Origin of the sequence: Roseiconus lacunae, assembly GCF_008312935.1 — a bacterium.
Lineage (GTDB): Bacteria > Planctomycetota > Planctomycetia > Pirellulales > Pirellulaceae > Stieleria > Stieleria lacunae.
The window spans coordinates 93,209-114,845 of record NZ_VSZO01000005.1 but is presented as its reverse complement, the minus strand read 5'-3'; the positions used below and the strand labels follow the sequence as shown (position 1 = coordinate 114,845).

At 55.6% G+C, this 21,637-nt stretch carries 14 protein-coding genes and 1 tRNA gene; 8 read left to right on the top strand and 7 right to left on the bottom strand.

The window, feature by feature from the left end:
* Window positions 1–7: 7 nt before the first annotated feature.
* Both FYC48_RS08960 and FYC48_RS08955 read left to right on the top strand, forming a co-directional pair.
* Window positions 8–3,448 (top strand): efflux RND transporter permease subunit, encoded by a 3,441-nt coding sequence (locus FYC48_RS08960; RefSeq protein ID WP_149496359.1) that lies wholly within the window; start codon window positions 8–10, stop codon window positions 3,446–3,448.
* Between the two features lie 14 nt (window positions 3,449–3,462).
* Window positions 3,463–3,999, top strand: a complete 537-nt coding sequence (locus tag FYC48_RS08955; protein WP_235034159.1) for a hypothetical protein — start codon at window positions 3,463–3,465, stop codon at window positions 3,997–3,999.
* A gap of 1,292 nt (window positions 4,000–5,291) precedes the next feature.
* Here FYC48_RS08955 and FYC48_RS08950 read toward each other — a convergent pair.
* From FYC48_RS08950 to aceE, 7 genes are all read right to left on the bottom strand, one after another.
* Window positions 5,292–5,373, bottom strand: a tRNA-Ser gene (locus FYC48_RS08950).
* 162 nt (window positions 5,374–5,535) lie between these two features.
* A complete protein-coding gene (gene zwf, locus FYC48_RS08945) occupies window positions 5,536–6,990 on the bottom strand; it encodes a glucose-6-phosphate dehydrogenase (RefSeq protein ID WP_149496358.1) in 1,455 nt (484 codons plus the stop codon).
* Window positions 6,991–7,474: 484 nt separating this feature from the next.
* Window positions 7,475–7,960, bottom strand: coding sequence for an ExbD/TolR family protein (locus FYC48_RS08940; RefSeq protein WP_149496357.1), 486 nt, complete (start codon window positions 7,958–7,960; stop codon window positions 7,475–7,477).
* A complete protein-coding gene (locus tag FYC48_RS08935; protein WP_149496356.1) occupies window positions 7,960–8,397 on the bottom strand; it encodes an ExbD/TolR family protein in 438 nt (145 codons plus the stop codon). The genes FYC48_RS08940 and FYC48_RS08935 overlap by 1 nt, the downstream gene beginning before the upstream one ends.
* On the bottom strand, window positions 8,394–9,299 hold the full coding sequence (locus FYC48_RS08930; RefSeq protein WP_390622115.1) for a MotA/TolQ/ExbB proton channel family protein: 906 nt from the start codon (window positions 9,297–9,299) through the stop codon (window positions 8,394–8,396). Before FYC48_RS08930 ends, FYC48_RS08935 begins: the two co-directional genes overlap by 4 nt.
* 493 nt (window positions 9,300–9,792) lie before the next feature.
* Window positions 9,793–11,238: a 2-oxo acid dehydrogenase subunit E2 gene (locus FYC48_RS08925; protein ID WP_149496355.1), complete on the bottom strand. Its 1,446-nt coding sequence runs from the start codon at window positions 11,236–11,238 to the stop codon at window positions 9,793–9,795.
* 125 nt (window positions 11,239–11,363) lie between these two features.
* Window positions 11,364–14,096: a pyruvate dehydrogenase (acetyl-transferring), homodimeric type gene (gene aceE / locus FYC48_RS08920; protein ID WP_149496354.1), complete on the bottom strand. Its 2,733-nt coding sequence runs from the start codon at window positions 14,094–14,096 to the stop codon at window positions 11,364–11,366.
* A 411-nt stretch (window positions 14,097–14,507) separates the two neighbouring features.
* Between aceE and FYC48_RS08915 the strand changes: the two genes are divergently transcribed.
* The 6 genes from FYC48_RS08915 (at window position 14,508) to pstB (ending at window position 21,585) form a co-directional block, all read left to right on the top strand.
* Window positions 14,508–15,368, top strand: coding sequence for an SDR family NAD(P)-dependent oxidoreductase (locus tag FYC48_RS08915; RefSeq protein ID WP_149496353.1), 861 nt, complete (start codon window positions 14,508–14,510; stop codon window positions 15,366–15,368).
* 394 nt (window positions 15,369–15,762) lie between these two features.
* Window positions 15,763–16,767 (top strand): AAA family ATPase, encoded by a 1,005-nt coding sequence (locus FYC48_RS08910; protein WP_149496352.1) that lies wholly within the window; start codon window positions 15,763–15,765, stop codon window positions 16,765–16,767.
* A 660-nt stretch (window positions 16,768–17,427) separates the two neighbouring features.
* Window positions 17,428–18,510: a PstS family phosphate ABC transporter substrate-binding protein gene (locus tag FYC48_RS08905; protein WP_230777646.1), complete on the top strand. Its 1,083-nt coding sequence runs from the start codon at window positions 17,428–17,430 to the stop codon at window positions 18,508–18,510.
* A 45-nt stretch (window positions 18,511–18,555) separates the two neighbouring features.
* Window positions 18,556–19,500, top strand: coding sequence for a phosphate ABC transporter permease subunit PstC (pstC, locus tag FYC48_RS08900; RefSeq protein ID WP_149496351.1), 945 nt, complete (start codon window positions 18,556–18,558; stop codon window positions 19,498–19,500).
* A 5-nt stretch (window positions 19,501–19,505) separates the two neighbouring features.
* On the top strand, window positions 19,506–20,726 hold the full coding sequence (locus tag FYC48_RS08895; RefSeq protein ID WP_149496350.1) for a PstA family ABC transporter permease: 1,221 nt from the start codon (window positions 19,506–19,508) through the stop codon (window positions 20,724–20,726).
* A gap of 13 nt (window positions 20,727–20,739) precedes the next feature.
* On the top strand, window positions 20,740–21,585 hold the full coding sequence (gene pstB / locus FYC48_RS08890; RefSeq protein WP_149496349.1) for a phosphate ABC transporter ATP-binding protein PstB: 846 nt from the start codon (window positions 20,740–20,742) through the stop codon (window positions 21,583–21,585).
* Window positions 21,586–21,637 lie beyond the last annotated feature (52 nt).

Sequence of the window (21,637 nt, the reverse complement as noted above, 5' to 3'; positions counted from 1 at the left end):
GGTCAACATGCTCAACGCAATCATTCGCCTTTCGCTTCGTTATCGGATGCTCGTGATCATCGCAAGCTTGTTGATGCTTGGATACGGTTCGTATCTTGCATCGACAATGCCGATCGATGTTTTTCCCGATCTTGACCGACCACGTGTTGTCATCATCACCGAAGCACCCGGACTCGCGACGGAGGAAGTCGAGACGCTGGTCACGCAACCGATCGAAATCGCATTGATGGGATCCAATGGCGTGCAAGCAGTTCGCAGTCAAACGACGGCCGGTCTGAACGTCCTGTATGTCGAATTCGATTGGTCTACGGAAATCAAAGCAGCACGGCAAACAGTCAGCGAACGGCTGGCCACTCTGGAAGGGATTCTGCCTGAAGGAATCCGTCCGCAAATGACGCCGCCGTCGTCAATCATGGGCCAGATCGTCGTCGCGGGCATCTATCGCCAGCCTGGTCCGAACGGAGGCCAGCTCGCACCTGTTGAACGGACCAGTTGGGTTGCGGAACTAGTTCGCGATCGCGATCAAACCAAGATCAATCTTTGGATACCGGGTGATCGGGATCACGTCGATCAGTGGGAGCATATTGAAAGTGAGATGCTCGAAGTCACAACCCGCGGAATCGATCCGGGACTGGCCGCGATCGCAACAGTTCGCATTGGGGATCAAACGCATGAAGTACAATTTCAAACCGAAGCGAAACAACTCCTCGAACTTCGCACGATCGCCGACTGGGTTATCCGTCCGCGTCTCTTAAAAGTCACCGGAGTCGCCGAAGTCTTCATGCAGGGTGGAGATCGAAAACAGTACCAAATCCTGCTCGATCCCACCGCCTTGCTCGAACACGACGTTACGGTTCAAGACGTCGAGCAAGCTCTTCGCGAAAGCAATATCAATACGAGTGGCGGCTTCGCCATCACGGGCGAGACTGAGCGTCCTATTCGAATCCTTGGACGGCTTGGCACCGAATCCAACAGCGTCGTGGAGGACTTACGAAAAGTCCCAGTTGTTCGGCATCCAAAAAGAAGTGTCTTGCTGGATCAAGTCGCGTCGGTAGTCGAAGGTCCGGAGCTAAAACGGGGCGACGGTAGTGTGAACGGGCACAGCGGAATTGTTTTCACGGTTGTGAAGCAGCCGCACGTGGACACTCGTCGATTGACGGACGACGTGGCAGCCGCCTTCGAAGAAGTCGAGGCATCGTTGCCGCCGGACATTATCATCAACTCAGAGCTATTTCGATTAAAAAACTTCATCGATCGAGGCATCTTCAACGTCGGCGAAGCGTTGGTGATCGGCGCGACGCTGGTCATCATTGTCCTGTTTCTTTTCTTGCTCAACTTTCGGACGACCTTCATCACTCTCACCGCGATACCTATGTCGTTGGTGATGACGACGCTGGTATTTCGCATTGTTAGCTGGCTGAGTGGAAGTGAGCTTTCGATCAACGTCATGACACTTGGCGGTATCGCGGTCGCCATGGGTGAGCTCGTCGATGATGCGATCGTGGACGTGGAGAACATTTTTCGGCGTTTGAAGGAGAACAATCACCGCGACAATCCAGAGTCTGCCATTCGCGTGGTGTACGAGGCGAGCAAAGAGATTCGCAGCGCGATCTTGTTCGGCACTGCAGTCGTGATTCTTGTCTTCCTGCCTCTGTTCGCACTTTCGGGTGTGGAAGGCCGACTATTCGCTCCGCTCGGTTTTGCCTATATCGTCAGCATTCTGTCTTCATTCCTCGTGTCGCTCACGGTAACGCCGGTTCTTTCGTACTACCTGCTGCCAAATTCGGGAGCAACACACCGCGAGTCGGACGGACCGGTGCTACGCGGTTTGAAAGCGATCGCCACACCGTTGATTCGCACAAGCATGGCAATCCCGGGCAGCCTGCTCTTGCTCACATGGATTGTCGTTGGGATTGCCGGTTGGCAACTCGCGAGATTGGGACGAAATTTCCTACCGGCTTTTGACGAAGGTAGCGTGCAGGTCAACGTCACGCTTCCGCCAGGCTCATCCTTGCAGGCCTCCAACCAAGTCTCCAGCAACATCGATGACGTGTTTCTCTCGATGCAAAAATCGCCGTCAAACCCCGATGGCGAAATCCTGAACTTTGTTCGCCGGACTGGGCGAGCCGAGATGGATGAACACGCGTCCCCGGTCAATTTCGGCGAGTACATCCTGAGTATGAACCCGGAGGCCGACCACAACCGAGAGGAAATGCTGGCGGAGCTGCTCGACAGAATCCACGATGAGGTGCCTGGCGTCGATATCGAAGTGGAGCAACCACTGGCGCACTTAATCAGCCACATGGTCTCCGGTGTTTACGCACAGATCGCGATCAAGATTCACGGTGATGACCTGGACCAACTACTAAATCTGGCAGAACAAGTCAAAACGTCCATCAAAGACATTCCCGGAATCACACCTCCGATTATTGAGCCGATTCGGATGACACCGGAGTTGCATATCCAGCTGCGTGGTGATGATTTGGCCTTGTATGGACTGACTCGCGAGTATGTCGCCGACGTTTTACAAACGGCGTTACAGGGCGAAGTCGTATCGCAGGTTTTGCTTGGCCAGAGACGTTTCGATTTATTGATTCGGTTGGAAGAACAGTATCGGACCGACTACGCGAATCTCGGTCGACTACGCATTGATCTTCCGCACCTGGAAGGTCAAGCCGAACGCGGGCAGATCGAACTACGTGATGTCGCGACGATTGGCGAGGGGGCAGGTCCCAATTCGGTCAATCGCGAAAATGCCCGTCGGCGGATTGTTATCCGTTGCAACACACAAGGCCAAGACTTGGCAAGCGCCGTGCAGGCGATCAAGCAGCAGGTTAATGTCAATTTGAATCTGCCGGTCGGATACTACGTCGAATATGGCGGCCAGTTTGAAAGTCAGCAAAACGCAACACGATTGATCATGATCTTGGCCGGTGTCGCCGTGGTCGGGATGTTCGTCGTGTTAATGATTCTATTCCCCTCGGTTCGAGTGGTGCTACAGATACTCAACGCATTGCCGACTGCGTTTATCGGTGGTGTGCTCGCGTTGGTGATCACGCAACAGAATCTGACCGTCGCCAGTCTTGTTGGCTTTATTTCGCTGGGCGGCATTGCAGTGCGCAACGGCATTCTTCTGGTGACGCACTACTTCCATCTGATGAGTGAAGAATGTGAGAGCTTCACGGAGGAAATGATCTTGCGCGGCAGCTTAGAGCGACTTGCCCCCGTCCTGATGACTGCGCTGACCGCGGGTATCGGCTTGATTCCGCTGGTCTTGGGCGGTCAAGAACCCGGTCGTGAGATTCTGTACCCGGTCGCGACGGTCATCCTCGGCGGCCTGACAACGTCTACGTTTTGTGAGTTCCTGATTCATCCGGGACTCTTTTGGAAATTCAGTGGTCAAGACGCCAAGCGGCTCGTGGACGCTGAAGAAGTTACCTCGATTTGAAGGATTGAATGAAGATGAAGAAGTTTCGTTTTGTAGCCGTTTTGTGTCTCGTCGCTTCTGTGATGGGATGCAATAAGTCCACTCCAACATCAGACCAGGCGTCCAGCAGCACCAGCAGTTCTGCAAGTGATGATCACGGACACGACCACGCGGATGGCGACGCCCATGCTCATAGTGTCGAAGGGCATGCACACGGAGTTGGACCGCACGATGGCACCATCGCCGATTGGGGTGGTGGCAAGTTCCACGTTGAATTCACGGTGGACCATGACAAACAACAAGCCACGGTGTTCGTGCTGGGAAGCGATGAGAAGACGGCCACTCCGATTGATGCGGAATCGATCGAGCTGAGCATCACCGATCCGGAGATGCAAGTCACCTTGTCGGCCGAGCCACAGGAAGTCGATCCGGAAGGAAAGTCATCACGCTTTGTCGGAACGCATGAAAAGCTCGGCGTTGTGCAAGAGTATGCCGGCACGATGACCGGTGTTGTTGACGGAACGCCATACTCGGGCGACTTCAAGGAAGAAGCCCACGGCCACGAACATTAGGTCGTGAGGGCCTTCGGCACAGGTCGCAAGTTTCAGATGTATTCTTCGAGTCGGCCGCTTCTAAGAACGGAACCACATCGACCGAAGCGAGTTCCATCCTCTTTGAGTTGATATTGGTTCGACAAACTTCCAGCACGAAGCGATTCCGCTTCGGCGCGGAGGTGACGTAAACTGATGCGAGTTACGGTCTTCCCCGAGCGAGCACTAGCGGCCAACACTGATTTTTTCACTCTGGATGTCGCTGGCCGTCGGTTTTTGGTAGCCTTCAACTGGCATCACCTTCGATCTGTTTCGATTCTTCCTGATGTCGCAAAGGGCTTTGCGAGGGATCAGCCACAGCCGTGCGCGTCGATCGTTACCGGTTTTACCCCGCATCTCGTCAAGCCACACACCTTTGATCATCGACCATTCCAGTCAGGCACAATAGCGGTTTCCGTAGCTGGCGTTCAGTGCCAACAGGATCATCGCGTGCATCTCGACGTCAGCATGATCAAGAGACTATGGATTTCTTCGCCAGTGAACTTCTTTTGCGGCTTCTTGCGGCGATCGGCCTTGATGGCCTTCGCCGATGGTGGGTCGAAGACTTCGCCATAAACGGGCGCCCGTTCAATGCAACCTTGCTTCGTTACTCCCCAACTGAACAACGAAAGGACGAACACGATTTGCATCGGAATCGATCTCGGCCCCAGTTCTTTGGAAATGCCTTTCGATAGGCGGTGAAGTCGCTTGCGCCGAATGACTCTGCGGGTCGGTGTCGCCCAAAGTAGCCAAGCAAGTGCTTGCAGCCTGCTTTCGCGTCATCGAGCGTGTCACGTGACCTTTGGCCTGTTTCGTGGAGATCTTCTTTACTTGCAGTGTTGAGATCGCAAAAAGATCGTCGATCGTCAGGTGTTCAGGCCTGGCGGGATCAATGCCAAGCGTCAGCGAAGCCTCGATCCGTCGCCATTCTTCGAGGGCCTCATCTGGATTCGACCAAGGGCCACAGTACTAATCTTTTCCTCGAAACCGTTTCCGCCATTGCGAAGACTCATGGGCGGTCAACAGATAATCGGAATAGGGTATCGCTGTTTTCCAGCAGGAATGAACGGCAGTCATGTTCGCATCTCAACAGCGATTTTTGACCAGCCCGACATTGACTTTACCAGCGACTTCGTCGGGCGTTCTTATTGAGCCCTGACCAAGTAATCGGCGGCCGACGGTACCGCCACAGATTGCGGACGCAGCACTGCCTCGTCAAATTTATCGCAGCGCGCACAAAAAAAGCCCGCGATTTGCGGGCTAATTCTGCTTAGCGGAGGACATGGGACTCGAACCCACAACCCCAATGGGGCAACTGATTTCGAATCAGTCTGCTGGCCAATTCGCTTATCCTCCGGGACGTGGACCACGACGCATTTTGGTGTCACGACCACGTTCGGGAAGTCTAACCGCGAAACCGGGTTGGCGGCAAGAGCCGCTACCCAGATTCATGGCGGACTCGACCTAGTTTTATCGCTGCGGCCAGACTCATTGGATCAGCCAATCCGTCACAGTCAATCAATGGCAAAGAACAGGACAGACATCGAACCATTCGCGATGCTGGTCGGCCATCCACTGATTCGACTCGGTCGGTCCCCATTGACCGGTTTGGTACTGATGCAACTCCGGTGCCGCGGGGCTGCTCCAAGCCGCAATGATCGGGTCAATGATCCCCCAAGCCAGCTCGACTTCGTCGCTGCGGGCGAACAAGCTCGCATCCCCGAGCAACGCGTCAAGCAGCAGTCGCTGGTATGCGTCTGGCATCCCGCCGGTCGACGAGGCGTTAAAGTCGAAATCCAGCGTGCTGGTTCGTGTCTTCATCTCGCTCTCGGGAACTTTTGACTCGAAGTGCAACTGAATGCCTTCGGCCGGTTGCACTTGGATCACCAACCGGTTGCCCATCGGGGCACGTGTTTTTTGACCGAACAAGATATGAGGGACTTCGCGGAATTGGATGACGATCTGAGTCGTGCGACAGGACATCCCTTTGCCGCTCCGCAAGTAGAACGGCACCCCCTTCCATCGCCAATTATCACAATAAAGTTTTAAGGCCGCGTACGTTTCAGTCTGGCTGTTCGCCGGCACGCCTTCTTCGTTCAAGTAGCCTTTGTACTGGCCGCGAACGGTGTTGGTCGCGAAGTCGCCGCCGATCATTTTGCGAACGCTGTGAAGGACCTTCACTTTTTCGTCTCGCACCAAACTGGAATCGTAGCGTGCCGGTGGCTCCATCGCAGTGATCATCATCAACTGCAAAATATGGTTCTGAAACATGTCACGCAGGATTCCAGAGCCGTCATAGTAGCCCGCTCGACGACCGATGACGACTTCTTCGGCAACGGTGATTTGCACGTGATCGACGTAGTTACGGTTCCAAATCGGCTCGAAGATCGAGTTCGCGAAACGCAAGGCGAACATATTCTGGACGGTTTCTTTGCCGAGATAGTGGTCGATTCGATAGATCTGGTCTTCACGAAAGACCTTATGAATTTGCTCGTTCAGGAACTGTGCCGAACCGAGGTCGGTCCCAAACGGTTTCTCGATGATGACTCTCCGAAAGCCATCGCTGTCGTCGGCAAGACCGGCGGCCCCAAGTTGTTGAATCGCGTCTAGATACAACTGAGGCATCGTGGAGAGATAATAGATTCTTCCGACCGGCTCGCCTTCTTCGATTTCTGTCAAAAAACCAGCGAGCTTTTCGAAGTCTTCGGCCTCTTTGATGTCGCCGGCGTGATAAAAGATCTGATTGCTGAATTGCTCCCATGATTCGGCATCGAAGAGATCTTTGGTGAACTTCTCCGTCGATTCTCGAAGTGAATCGCGATAGGCGGCGTGCTCAAACGGAGACCGAGAGACGCCGACGATTCGCAATACCTGATCTAACTTGCCCTTCTTGAACAGACTGTAGAGGGCGGGAATAAGTTTGCGGCTGGTCAGGTCGCCGGAAGCACCGAAGATTACGATCGTGTGAGCCATCGCTAAGGTCTGATTTGAGAGGCAAGTGTGGTCCATCGTGCCGCGCGGTGCCGCTGCCGGCGCGGATCAGTGGAGCGTAGCTTTAAACAATCGCCCTTGCCAGGGGACGGAGGGTGACCGCAACAGAGCGAGGGAGAACCTTCAACACCGAGGGCCAACGACCGCAAGCCGGCCGACGGAGGATGTCGAGTACGGCGGAGGTTCCGGCGAGCAAGTAGCACGGGAAATTGCGCGGTGTCTGGATCGAAAACCAGAATTTGGGCTTAGCGGAAATAGCCGACGGCTTGTTGATCTGGTCGAATTGAGCGATTCAGCGATCGGCCGACGGGTTAGAGCCCATGTTTGCGCGGGAGAACCGCACGCGATCGCGTTTACGGCTGACAAAATCAACATCCCGCCGGCGAGTTCCGCCATGTGGAAACGAGAGTAGGGCTCGTACAAACCACCGCAGGAGCGCCGGCAAGAGCGCGAATCAGCCGCGATTCTAACCGCGGCGAGGCTTGGCGAACTTGATTTTTTCGATCAGCTTGATGACTTGACCGGTGCCTTCGTCCCGATAGCCGCTGACAGCGGTAATCGCTTGGATCACGTGGGCGTAGCGAAGGTTATAGTCGGTATCGATTTCGATTTCCGGACCGTCTTCGCCTTCGACGGGATCATCGGTCCCGACCAGTGAAACGATGTTTGCCCGGAGCTTGTCGAAGTCGGTACCTAGGTTGATTTCATTAAGTTCGATCGCAGTCAGTGACCCTTGATCGTCGGCGCGCAAACGCAATTTGTAGGGTAGATCCAGGTCGGTTGAACTGGATTGCCCGTCGCCGGCAAGCGGCATGCGTACGGTGAAGTCGCCTTCCATTTCGACGATCTTGAACGTCATCACGAAGAACACCAACAGTAGAAAGACGATGTCGATCATACTGGTCATATTCAGTTCATTTTTTTCCTGCTCGACTTCGCGGCGAATCTTCATTACGAACGGTCCTCTTTAGCACGAAGTGCGAACTGCTCCAGTTTTTCATCCTGGGCGACCTTGATGATCTCCTGAACTTGCCCCGCCGCGGTGTCTTGGTGACCACGAATGATCACATTGGCTTCGGAGGGTTCTTTGTTTTCGGCGCGCAGGACGGCAAGTTCCCGGCGCAAACCTGAACCGAGCGTTTCGGTGGTGTAACTGTCGCCACCGAGAATGATTTCACCGTCTTTGGCGACGTGCAAGATGATCGGAAACTCCAGTGGTTTGTCTGGAGGTTTCACGAGCGTACTGCTGGGCAGCACGACCCGCTCGTTCGATTCGGTTTGCGAAAAGTTGATCAGCACCATGAAGAACGCGATCAACTGAAACGTCATGTCGATCATGGGAGTCAAATCACCCTCGGCCAAGTCGACCTTTTTGGATTTGACTTTCACTGCGCGGTGCCTCCGGGCTGAATGTCTTCAAACCGGCTCATCAAGTTTTCGCTTTGTACGCCGACTTCGAGCAGAAGCCGTGCGACACGGTTACGCAGGATGTTGTAGGCGGCGATGGCGGGGATCGCGATCGCGAGTCCAACCAAGGTGGTGAACAACGCCGTCGATATCCCTTCGGCCAACTCGGAAGGCTTGGGCGTTTGCGGACTGGTGGCGATCACACGGAACGATTCGATCATCCCTTGAACGGTTCCAAACAGTCCGATCATCGGACTCAAGTTTCCAATCAGTGCCATGTAGGAAAGACGGTGTTCAAGTTTCATGCTCTCCTCTTCACCGACTTCTTGCATGCCCTCGATGGCCTTGTTGTAGCCTCGCGAGATCTTTGCCAATCCCGCCGATAACACTTGCCCTAGAACTGATTCGTCGGTGCGGGCCATGTCATAAGCTTCTTGGAACTGTTTTGCGTTGAGCTTTTCCTCGAACGACTCGACCAGTTCTTGTGGACACAATGTGTCACGTCGGGCCGCCAACATGTTCATCACAAAAAGCGATACGAGCGTGACCGAAAGCAACAGGAACACGATCATGTAAGTGTAGCCGAGTGATTCGAGTACCCAACCGAGTAACGAATCGCCTTCGGCACTGTCCGCCGCACCGCCACCCGCCGCGTCGCCTGCACCACCATCTTCACCGGCGGGAGCTTGTCCGGCATTGTCATCGGCCGGAGCTTCGTCGACCGGTGGCTCTTCCCCTGGACCGGCGACGTCACCGAATTCGGCATCGATGTCGTCTTGTGCAATCACAGTGGAGGGCGCCGTGGCTCCGATCATGGTGATCCCGGCGAACAAGATCATCGCCAGCAAGGGCAGTTTCAGACTTTGGCCATGAACGTTGATCATCAACGAAGCTCCAGAAGAGATGAGTGAAAGGGCTGATGGGGAGGGGCCGAAGAAGCCCGATGTCATCACTAGGTCGCACGCATCGCCTGACTGTGATGACTTCGATGCCATTAGAACACAATAGTTTACCAGACGTTCCCAACGACCTGGGCACTACGTCCAGGGAAAAGAGATTGAACGCGTCTTAGTTTGAACGAACCGCGTTGAAGATTCAGTCCGATCGGCAGAATCACCAAGCAGATCGTGGGGCACCCGTCTGGTCAGAAGGGTTGCGCCGATTGGATCAACGAATTGATGCGGACGAGAGAAAGCGGTTCCGATCGAGGCGCAGCATACGGACGCACTTCAAGCATGATCGGACGTTTCATGGCCGCAGCCCAAAATCCACCCAACGCCCATTAGTCATGGGTGTTGGAGGGCACACGATCGTCGTCGCGCATTCATGAAAGCCACGGCAATGACCATTTGGCTGAATCTGAATCTGATCAGAACCCTAGAATGCGAGCAGTAGCCGACTGGGGGCTTCCAAGTAGCCAATCACGTCATTGAGGAAACGAGCCGCCGTGCCACCGTCAACAAGCCGGTGATCATAAGAAAGCGAAAGCGGCATCATCAGTCGAGGCTGGATGCTATCGTCGGGCATCACGACGGGCAGTTTGCGGCTGCGTCCGACCAACAGAATTGCAACTTCGGGAACGTTGACGATCGGAGTTGAGTACTGACCGCCGATCGCGCCGAGGTTACTGATCGTGAACGAACCACCGCGAAGATCGTTGACAGGGAACTGCCCGCTGCGGACTTTGCCCGCCATCTCGGCGAGGGCACGCGTGATACCTGGAACGCTCATTTGATCCGCGTTCTTCATCACCGGAACTACCAGACCGCGATCTGTGTCGACCGCGATTCCGACGTTCACATAGTCTTTGTAAATGATCTGTTCGTTCTCGCGATCGACGGTGGCGTTGATCGACGGGTGGTGCTTCAAAGCGGTTGCGACCGCTTTGATTAAGAACGGCATCGACGTCAGCTTCAGCCCTTGGGCGGCATAGTCTTCTTTGCTGCTCTGACGCAAGCGTTCCAGTTCGGTGATGTCCGCGTCATCAAAGTTTGTGACACGAGGAACGTTCGACCAGCTTTTGTGCATTTGGTCGCTGATCGTTTTCCGGATCTTGCTCATCCGTTCCACACCGACGGTTCCGTAATCGTCACTGGCGATCGTGCCTGGCAATTGGGACGAAGCGGCACCGGCTTGCGGCGCGGCCGCCTGCGGAGTCGACGCAGCAGCCTGACCGGCGGAAGCGGGTGGCTGAGCGACGGCGGCTTGGCTGGACGAGCGAACGGCCGACAAAACATCGTCACGCGTGATGCGTCCGCCTTCGCCGGTTCCGGCAACGCGTCCCAAGTCGACGCCGACTTCTCGAGCGAAACGCCGCACGGCAGGCCCGGCAGGGATCACATCGCCGGAGGCCGGTGCGGGTGCGGGTGCGGGCGATTGAGGTGCGGGTGCGGATTGGACTGGCGCGGCAGGTTGTGGCGGCGCGGGTGCAGGCGTTTGAGGAACCGTTGGTGACTGCTGTGCCGGTGGTTGTGGGGTCGGCTCTGGGGCGGGCGCCGCTTCTTGTTTCGGCTCGGGTGCCGCTTCGGGTTCTTTCGCCGGTGCTTCTGGGGCTGGGCTTTCCGGCGCTGGGGTGCTGGCCCCCGACCCGGCTTCGACTTCGATCAAGACGCCACCGATCGCGACGGTGTCACCTTCGCTGACCACAATCTTGGAAACCTTGCCGGCTACCGAGGAGGGAACGGGAACGGTCGCCTTGTCCGTTTCCATTTCGACGATGTCTTGGCCTTCGGTGATCGTGTCGCCAACGGAGACGAAAACTTCCAGGACGTCGCCGGATTCGATTCCATCGCCAAGTTCGGGAAGGGTAACTTCGGTTGCCATCGTTGTGAATTCTTTAACGCTTGATCGGGAAAATCGCCTGCGGTCCAAGTCACCGGGTTGCAACCAAACGCAGCCCTTCGATGACTCGACCGATGAAACGGGAAATGTCGGGGTATTCCGACTGGTTATGCATAGTACGGATCGACTTTGTCGGGATTGTACCCGAGGTCTTCGATCGCCTTTTGGACATCTTCGGGGCCGAAAACGCCAGCCTTGGAAAGTCGGCTGAGGGTCGCGATCACGATCGACTCGGCGTCAACTTCGAAGTGTCGACGCAGTGCCTCGCGGGTTTCGCTGCGGCCCATGCCGTCGGTACCGAGGACGAAGTAGTCACCTGGCATCCAAGGCGTCAGTTGTTCGCCGAGTGCACGAACGTAGTCGCTCGCCGAGATGAAGGGACCCTCGACACCTTCGACGCATTCTTCCAAGTAGCTTTTGCGTGGTGTTTCGGTGGGGTGCAGCATGTTCCAGCGTTGGCATGCGGCCGCCTCACGACGCAGTTCGGTGTAACTGGTCACGCTCCAGGCATCGCTGGCGATGCCGTACTGTTCGGCCAAGATTTCTTGAGCCTTGAGAACACAGTTCAGGATCGCACCGCTGCCGAACAACTGCACGCGAGCTTTGGGGCTATCGACATCGCGGCTTTGGTACTTGTACATCCCTTTGACGATGCCCTCTTCGCAGCCGGCCGGCATCTCCGGGTGCTCGTAAGCCTCGTTCTCGGACATCAGGTAGTAAATGCACGTGTCACCTTCGGCGTACATCTTCTTCAGGCCGTGCTGGACGACGACAACGGCTTCGTAAGCGAAGGCCGGATCGTAGGAGCGAACCGTCGGAAACGCGATCGCATTGAGCAAGCTGTGCCCGTCCTGGTGCTGGAGACCTTCGCCGTTGAGCGTCGTTCGGCCGGCGGTGCCGCCGATCAAGAACCCTTTCGCACGCATGTCGGCGGCGGCCCAGATCAGGTCGCCGATCCGCTGGAACCCAAACATGCTGTAGTAGATATAGAACGGAATCATGTTCACGCCGTGGCAGCTGTACGCGGTGCCGGCGGCGTTGAAGCTGGCCATCGAGCCCGCTTCGGTGATTCCTTCTTCCAGGATCTGCCCGTCCTGAGCTTCTTTGTAGTACGAGATGATCGCCGAATCGACGGGCTCATAAAGCTGACCGGCGTGAGCGTAGATCCCGAATTGGCGGAACATGCCTTCCATCCCAAACGTGCGGGATTCATCGGGCACGATCGGCACCATGAACTTTCCGATCTTCTTATCGCGGCACAGCGCGATCAACGTTTGCACGACGGCAAAGGTCGTGCTGATGGTTTTGTTTTCAAGCTTTTTGATGACCTTAGTCATGTCCTCCATCGAGGGGACTTCCATGGTCAACGGTTCGGTCGGCCGCGAAGGGAGGTAACCGCCAAGTGCTTTGCGGCGCTCATGCAGGTACTTGATCTCGTGGCTGTTCGCCGGCGGCTTGTAGAACGGGGTTTTGACGACTTCTTCGTCGCTGATCGGGATGCCAAAACGCGAGCGGAATTCGAGAAGCTCCTCGTCGTTGAGCTTCTTTTGGTTGTGGGCGACGTTGCGACCTTCGCCTGCTTCGCCGAGTCCGTAGCCTTTGATCGTCTTGGCGAGAACGACGGTGGGTTTGCCGTTCTTCATCTCGGTCGCCGTCTTGTACGCGGCGTAAACCTTTTCGGGGTCATGTCCGCCGCGACTGAGCTTCTCGAGCTTTTCGTCGCTGTAGTTTTCGACCAGCTTCAGTAGTTCGGGGTACTTGCCGAAGAAGTGCTCGCGGATGTAGCTACCGGGCATACCGGTGTATTTCTGGTACTGGCCGTCGACGACCTCGCCCATGCGTTTGACGAGCAAGCCGCTTTCGTCGCGTGCGAGCAGTTCGTCCCAATCGCCGCCCCAAATGACCTTGATGACGTTCCAGCCGGCGCCGCGGAAGATCGATTCCAATTCTTGGATGATCTTGGCGTTGCCGCGAACGGGGCCATCGAGTCGCTGCAGGTTGCAGTTGATGACGAAGATCAGGTTTTCCAGCTTCTCTCGCGAAGCCAACCCGATCGCACCGAGAGTTTCCGGTTCGTCGCATTCGCCGTCGCCGAGGAACGCCCAGACGCGTTGGCCGCTGGTGTCTTTGATGCCACGGTCACGCAGGTATTCGTTGAAGCGAGCTTGATAGATCGCCATGATCGGACCGAGTCCCATCGAGACGGTTGGGTATTCCCAGAAGCTTGGCATCAGCCATGGGTGCGGATAGCTGCTCAGCCCGCCGCCGTCTTCGAGTTCACGTCGGAAGTTGGTGAGCTGTTCGGCCGACAGACGTCCTTCGACGAACGCACGGCTGTACATCCCAGGCGACGCGTGACCTTGGAAGTAGACCGAGTCACCGCTAAAGCCATCCTCGCCACGTCCGCGGAAAAAGTGATTGAACGCGACTTCATAGAGCGTCGCGCTTGAGGCAAACGTACTGATGTGACCACCGACGCCACCGCCCCGATTATTACCACCGACAACCATCGCCATCGCGTTCCAGCGAATGATCGATTTGATCCGACGTTCGAGATCTCGGTTGCCCGGATACGCCGGTTGCTCGTGAACGGGGATCGAGTTCAGGTACGGCGTGTTGGTATCGGCGGCGACCGCATGCACGCCTTCTTGGGCGGCGCGGTCACGAAGCTTTTCAAGCAAGAAACGGACCCGCTCGGGGCCTTTGCTTTTCAGGACGTATTCCAATGAAGCCATCCATTCATTCGTTTCCGCCGAATCGACATCGATCTCTGACTGTCGCTCCAGTTCGCCGAGCTGCTTGCGTACTTCGTCTTGAGCAATGGTCTTAGAATCGGACATAGAGAGAATGCTTGGGTGGGGAATAGAAAGGTAAAGGCAAATCTGGGACCGGTCGTATGGGACCGGCAAGTGGCCAAATTGCGGGCTTTACGTCGAGTGGACCGCCTCAAAAGGGTAGCTTTCCAAGTGACGTTACGGCAAGGGCACGAAGGGGCGGAGGTTCACCGCAGCGCCCTTCGGTCGCAGGATTCGGGGGCCGAATCACCGCTAGGTTTGACCTTAGGCTAGCTCGTCCCCCGTAAAGTCCGCTCGCAACCGAAGCCGTCGACCGCTAAAAACTTTGCGTCTTCATCAGGATTTTACCCGGTTTCTCCCTCGACGGAGGAGTCCGCAAGGCGTTTTCGGTGTCCGGGCGTTCGATCCACATGATCAGCGTTCAAATGTTTTCTTTTCAAGGGAGTTTAATCGAGCATGACGCACCCACATCGTCGCGCCGTCGTCACCGGGGCCTCTTCCGGCATCGGCCAACAAATCTCGCTGCATCTAGCCCAGCAACCGTCGGTCGCGCAAATCGGGATTCACTACCGGAACAACCGAGCCGGCGCCGAGGAGACGGCAGCGATGGTTCGCTCGCTAGGAAAAGAAGCCGTGTTGCTGCAAGCCGATTTTGCATCTGAAGAAAGTTGCCACAAATTTGTCGACCAAGCCTGGCAGGAGGTGGCTGGGGACGATGGATCAAGTGGATCGCCGGACGGACCGAACGTCTGGATCAATAACGCGGGGGCAGACGTTTTAACTGGCGAAGCGGCCGGGTGGAGTTTTGACGAAAAGCTGCGTTATCTGATGCGAGTCGATGTGACCAATACCATCGCAATCAGCCGCCGTGTCGCAGCGAAAATGCGAGCGGATATCAAACAGTCGCAACGCCATCGTCGTAGCGAGTCACTCGATAGCGAAGACGTTTCGCAGTCACGCAACGATCGATCGATGGTCTTCATCGGTTGGGATCAAGCGCCTCACGGGATGGAAGGCGACGCCGGTCAAATGTTTGGGCCAGTCAAAGCAGCGGTGATGGCTTTTGCCGCTAGCTTGGCTCAAGAGCTTGCACCGGAGATCCGGGTCAACACCGTGTGCCCCGGCTGGATCCAAACGGCTTGGGGGGATTCCACGAGCGAGTACTGGGATCGTCGCGCGAAGGACCAATCGTTGATGCAGCGTTGGGGAAAGCCAGAAGATGTTGCCAAAGCCGTTGCCTTTTGCGCCGACGAAGCAAACACGTTTTGTTGCGGCCAAGTAATCAACGTAAACGGTGGATGGAACCGGCGCTATTAGCTGGTGCAAAGATTAACTGGTGCAAAGCGTGCCGCGATACCTTTTTCCTTCGCGCAAGTTGCCCCGGTAATTTCTTGTAGATCGGCAGCATCGCCCTGCTGGCGGTACCGCCATGCCGTTGGTTAATTTCGCTATCTCCCGAAAGGGTATTCAAGGACGCACTTCGACCGCCTGCAAAATCACGTCACTCAAGTAACCTTTGCGGTCGCAATCGAGCGCAACCGCGAGCATTCGAAACGGCAGGGTGAAAAAGATCGCAAACGCCCCAAACGCGACTTTTGTGCGTCCACGACGGCTTGTGGATTTTTGCGTTCCCCCCGTTCACCTTCGCGAATCGAAATCGGATAAACTGCTTGCTCGAACCTACAACTTGTCTTTCCCGATCGAGCTTTCGATGAGCAGCGTTACTGATTCTACCCAGCAAAAAGCAGACGACTTCCGTCAACGGTATGAACGAGTTCGGGAAATGATTGGGCGGGTGATCGTCGGTCATGACGAGATCGTTCAAGGCGTGCTGACGGCGATGCTCTGTGGCGGCCACTGTTTGCTCGAAGGCGTACCCGGACTCGGGAAAACGATGCTGGTGCGAACGTTATCAGAAGTCCTCGACCTGGACTTCAATCGTATTCAGTTCACGCCCGATTTGATGCCCGCAGATATCCTGGGCACCAACATGATTGTCGAATCGGATTCGGGGCATCGCGAGTTTCAATTTCAGCGTGGTCCGGTGTTCACACAAATTCTGCTTGCTGATGAAATCAACCGCGCGACTCCCAAAACGCAGTCTGCGATGCTGGAGACGATGCAGGAAGGCACGGTAACAGCTGCCGGCGAACGCTACGAACTGAAAAAACCATTTTTCGTTTTGGCGACCCAGAACCCTATCGAGCAAGAGGGGACATACCCGCTTCCGGAAGCTCAGCTTGACCGGTTCCTGTTCAAACTGGTCGTTGGCTACAGCAGCCGTGACGACTTGAACGAGATCGTTGAGCGGACCACACGGGGCGAGAAACCGACGATCGAAAAAGTCATCGACGGCCAATCGATCTTACAAATGCAGTCGATGGTCCGTGACGTGGTACTGACACCGCCAATACGCGATTATTTGGTCCGGCTGACCCTGGCGACTCACCCGGATGGGCCACATTCGGTTGATGCAACCAATCAATACGTTCGGTGGGGCAGCAGCCCTCGGGGGGCGCAAACGCTAGCACTCGCTTCAAAAGTACGCGCGATCTTAGCCGGCCGGTTCAATGTCAGCTTCGAAGACATTCGCCGTGTATTCTTACCAACGATGCGCCACCGCGTCTTGCTGAATTTTGAAGCTCAGGCGGAGGGGATCGAGCCGGATCAGGTTCTGCTCGATATCCTGGAAAAGGTCAAAGAAGCCGCCGACTGACGCGGAGGGGGGAAGGCAGTCCGCTCTTAAGGAACGGTCGTTGTCGCCCAAGCTTTTTCGACAAGTACCGCCCCCTCGCCACGCTCACAATTCTGTCTTACCGGATCGGCCTTACTGCTGATTACGCCACACGGCCGATTGCAGGGTGGTTCAAAGCCGAGTCCACCGGGTGAGGATTGGAACGTTTACTTCCAGCTTGCGGTGGGAGAACCGCTCGCTGTTTCTAGTACGCCGTTTCGATTAGAATTCGCGACCGAGTGGGGACGCGGCAAGTGATCACGTGAACGACAACTCGCTGAACTCCCCGAAAGAAGATTTTTACGATGCCTGGGATTTCAACGCCGAGTTTTTTGTTTCGGCGCAGGGCGAGATCATGCCCCGTTTTTCGGGGATTATGGGAGATGGGCCCTCGGGTGGCCCCGTGTAGGCGGACGCAGACTCCGCCTTCATCCAATCTTCATTCGTTGAACACGCCCATTGTGGTCGTCATTGTGGGCCCGCACTGTTATGTTTCGCGCGTGCCAGAAAATGTGGGATCGTGATTGTGGACAATTTCGAGCGGCATCTTTCTGACAACAAACGGCGCGTCTTTGTCATGACGCGTTTTACGGCCAAGCCAGCACAGTGATCTACCACCTATCACCGGAGTGATTTCCCCCGATGGCCACTCACTTGAAGAACATGCAACTGATGAAGCTAACCCTCCCCGTGGCAATCGCGGTCCTCTGTGCCGTGGGTTGTGGAAAATCGAGCACACCTTCCGACGACGATGCGACGCCTACGAGCGACGAAACCGTAGCGGTTTCGAACATGGCCGGGTCGATCAAGATCAACGGCAGCAGCACGGTTCTGCCGATTAGCAACGCCGTCGCCGAGCAATTCAGCAAGCAGTATCCTGAGGTTTCGGTTTCCGTTGACGGAGCGGGCACTGGCAATGGCTTCAACGACTTCGAAGTCAAAAAGACCGATATCTCTGACGCGTCGCGGCCGATCAAACCAGGCGAAAAGGAAAAGTGCGAAGCGAACGGGGTTGAGTTCGTCGAGGTTCCAGTCGCTTACGACGGTTTGACGATTGTGATCAACCCGCAAAACGACTGGGTCGACACTCTGACCGTTGAACAACTTCAGAAAATCTTCGTCGGTGAAGACGCGGCAAAGACTTGGAAAGACGTTGATCCTTCTTGGCCAGACGAAAACATTGACATCTACGCCCCCGGAACGGGCAGCGGTACCTATGACTACTTTCACGAAGTCGTCGTCGGTAAATCCGATGCCGAATTGCGGAAAGACATGAGCTTGAACGAGGACGATAACATCTTGGTCAAAGGTGTTGCCGACAATAAGAACGCCATCGGGTTCTTCGGCGTCGCTTACTATGAAGAAAGCAAGGACAGACTGAAGGCTGCCAAGATCGTCAATCCCAAAGACGGCGAGGCATACTTGCCTACCGGCGAAAACATCGCCAGTGGGAAATACGCGCCGTTCAGCCGTCCGTTGTTTATCTACGTCAGCACCGCGTCGCTGAAACGAGCCGAAGTCCAAACGTTTGTCGATTATTACTTGAGCAACGTCTCGGAACTCTGCGAACGCGTCGGCTACGTCCGACTGCCCGATTCGATCGTCGAGAAGGGCAAGTCAAATGTCGAAAATCGCGTCGCCGGAACTCACTACATCTCCCCGGAAGGAGAGACCCGCAGCGGTGCATTAGAAGACATCTTCGTCGAATCCAATTTGGTGAAGTAGTCTATTACGACGTGTTCGGTTTTTTCAACGAGATCCCACGACATCATGTCACTGCCTAAGGCCTTGCAATCGAAAGAGTTCCGATCAACCAGTCTTGGCGCTTTGTCCGAGCGGTTGATCGTCCTGAGCTTGGCGGCCTGTGCGACCATCACGGTTCTGATCACGATCGGCATTATCTATATGCTGGTCAGCCAAAGCGCGAGTTTTTTTGCCAGTGACGCGGTCACACTCGGCGGTTTCTTGACCGACACCGAGTGGACGGCACTACAGAGCAAGGAACTTGAGAAGGCGAAGTTTGGGATCTTGCCGTTGCTCAGTGGAACTCTGCGAGTCACCGCGATTGCCATGCTGATCGCTTTACCGCTGGGACTAGTCACGGCGATCTACTTGAGCGAGTTCGCTTCACGAAGAATTCGCTCTTGGTTGAAACCGACCTTGGAAGTAATCGCGGGCATTCCCACGGTCGTACTGGGGTACTTCGCGATCCTTGTGATCAGCCCGACGCTGCAATTCTTTGCCGACGGCTTCACAACGTTTAACGCGACGAGTGCCGGGATTGCCGTGGGGATCCTTTGCTTGCCCATGGTTTGCAGCCTTTCCGAAGATGCAATGCGAGCGGTCCCTAGGGCGTTACGCGAAGGTGCCTATGGACTCGGTTGCACCCCCTTCGAAACGTCGATCAAAGTGGTCGTCCCGGCGGCACTCAGCGGGATCGTTTCCGCGTTCTTGCTCGCCTTCAGTCGCGCCATCGGAGAAACGATGGTTGTCGCGTTGGCGGCCGGTACACTGCCGACGCTGACCGTCGATCCCACCCAACAGGCTCAGACGATGACGGGGTTCATTGTTGAGATGATTAAGAGCGAAAGTGAGTACGGTACGGTGCAGTATTTCAGCCTTTACGGCGTTGCGATCACGTTGTTCTTGATCACCTTCGGAATGACGCTCGTCGGCCAAATCATTCGTCGCCGCTTTCAGGAGTCGTATCAGTGAGCACGATGCCTACGGCTTTGACGAACCAAGATGCCCAGTACTTAACGAACAACGCGATCCGTCGGAAACGGATGAGCCGATGGTTTTATGGCCTCTGTGTAGCCATCGCGTTTGTAAGTGTGCTCATCCTGGTCGTCTTGTTGGCCGCCATTTGGACTCAGGGACAATCGCGATTGACGACCGATTTGTTGACACGTGCTCACAGCGAACTGGAAATCGAGCGCAGTGGGATGTGGCCGTCGATCATTGGCTCGCTGATCGTTTGTTTTGTTTGTGCCCTTGCGGCGCTACCGCTTGGGATCGCAACGGCGGTGTTCCTGGAAGAATTTAAACCGACAAGCAAACCGCTTCGTTTCGTCCACGGTTTCATCCAATTGAATATCGCGAACTTGGCAGGCGTACCCTCGATCGTTTACGGCCTTTTGGGTCTGACGGTCTTTGTCTACATGTTCAATATTTTCGGCCAGATCAAGGTCAACGAGTCGCCCGGTTGGGAGATCATGGGCGCCGAACACTATTACCAGGTGATGACCTTACAACCGGGGCATGTCGTCTTTGTCCCACAGGAAGATTCCTCGGTCCCTGAAATCGAGATCACCGAACCGACAATCGGAGTCGACAACGAGGGAAAACAACTCGAACTCGCTGTCTGGGAGCCCGGTACGCCGCGTCCGAAAGACGAAGCGACGAAGCGACGGACAATTGAGAAAGGCGCAATCGGCGGAACGATCACCCGCCGTAGTTGGTATTACTTCCGCCTGCCTTTGGACAAGAGTTTCTTGTCCGGAGGGCTCACGTTGGCGTTGGTGATTTTGCCGATCATCATCATCGCGTCTCAGGAAGCGTTACGGGCGGTGTCTCCGTCGCTTCGCGAAGCTTCGATGGGAATCGGCGCCACGACTTGGCAAACGGTGCGGCATGTTTGTTTACCCGCGGCGGTTCCAGGTATCATGACGGGAGCGATTTTGGCGATGGGACGTGCGATCGGTGAAGCCGCCCCGATCCTCGTTGTCCTTGGTGCGAATGTGATGAAAAGCGGGGCACCGGAACATTTAATGGACAATGCGGTCACGATGCCGGTGCTCATTTTTAATTGGGCGGGAAGGCAGCAGATCGAATTCCAAGAACTCGCCGCGGCGGCCATCATCGTCCTGCTGGTTGTCTTGTTGATCCTGAACTCGACGGCAATCATCATTCGCCAAAAAGTTCAAAAAGCTCATACCTGATCCCTACAACGCTATGTCTACCGCCCCGACGGCTCAAACTGACAATCCTCCGACGGTAACGTCCGCCGATCAAACGCTGATTCGGATCAAGGACCTCTGTGCTTGGTACGGCGATTACCAAGCGCTCCACAATCTCACGTTGGATATCGCCAAGAATCAGGTAACGGCGTTCATCGGTCCGAGCGGTTGTGGCAAGAGCACACTGTTGAAGTGGATCAATCGGATGAATGACATCGTGCCCGGCGCTCGGGCGAAAGGGCAGTTGTCACTGCTGCACGAAACCGATGGCGATGGGGCCGGCAAAAGCAAGGATCTGAATATCCTTGACCCTTCGATTGATGTCGTCGCGCTTCGTCGGCAAATTGGCATTGTCTTCCAAAAACCGAACCCATTTCCCAAAAGCATTTACGACAACGTTGCCTTCGGGCCTCGGTTGCACATGAAAACAACCAAGGCGGAACTGGATGAGTTGGTCGAATGGTCGCTCCAGAAGGCAGCCGTTTGGGACGAAGTGAAGGACCGTCTGCACGGACCCGCGCTCGGTTTATCCGGCGGTCAGCAACAGCGGCTTTGCATCGCACGTGCGATTGCCGTCGGTCCCGAAGTTCTGTTGATGGACGAACCGTGTAGCGCGTTGGATCCGGCTAGCACACTCGCGATCGAGGATCTGATTTTCGAGCTGCGATCTCAGTATACGATCGTGATTGTCACGCATAACATGCAGCAAGCCTCCCGGTGTAGTGATCGAACGGCGTTCTTTTTTGAGGGAAGGTTGATCGAAACGGGCGACACGAAACAAGTCTTTACGAAACCAGAAAAGAAGGAAACGGACGACTACGTCCGCGGCAAGTTTGGATGATCTCCATTGCAGCCGACACCATGTGTATTCAATGCGGTGAATGAAGGAGACA